Genomic DNA, 650 nt, shown 5'->3' with positions numbered 1-650 from the left:
TGCTCGAAGGTGCCGACATAGAACTTGTCGGGATATTCGAGCGCGACCTCTGCCTTGTCGGGAACCGGCCTGGACATCTGAACCTCATCGATACCCCTGCATTCTGATCGGGAATAAACCGGGCCGCCTTGCGATAGGTCAGAGGCGACCGCTTCCGGATTTGATCCGGATCAAAGCCAAGACGCCGCTTCTGCGATCGAGTGGCAACTGGCCGGACGCCGCGTTGCGTGCCCTGGTTCTTTCAGCCGTGAGACGATCGATGGACATGCAGGCCACGAATATCCCCGCGGGCGACGACAGCGGACCTGATGTCGTCGGACCGGAGCCGGATGAGGGCGTGCAGCGCTGTCTGCAATTGCTTGTTGATGCGGGCCTCCGGCCAACGCGCCAGCGCCTGGCGCTCGGCCAGTTGCTGTTCCTGCGCGGCCATCGCCACGTGACCGCCGAGGGGCTCTATGAGGAGGCGCTGGCGGCGAACGCGTACCTGTCGCTCGCGACCGTCTACAATACGCTGAACCAGTTCACCGAAGCCGGCCTGCTGCGCCGGATCGCCGCCGACGGCATCAAGTCGTTCTTCGATACCGACACATCCGTGCATCCGCACTTCTATTTCGAAGGCGAGGATGTGCTGGTCGACCTCGCCGAAGGCC

General features: G+C 63.1%; 1 protein-coding gene. It reads left to right on the top strand.

Annotation, left to right across the window (positions count from 1 at the left end; genetic code table 11):
• Positions 1 to 259 precede the first annotated feature (259 nt).
• On the top strand, positions 260 to 650 hold a 391-nt coding region (locus tag AC1D00_RS44135; protein WP_477015078.1), incomplete at its 3' end, for a Fur family transcriptional regulator.

The sequence above is a fragment of the Bradyrhizobium sp. P2_E8 genome, from assembly GCF_056403875.1.
The sequence above is the reverse complement of the archived record's forward strand: the minus strand, read 5'-3'. Positions and strand labels throughout refer to the sequence as shown.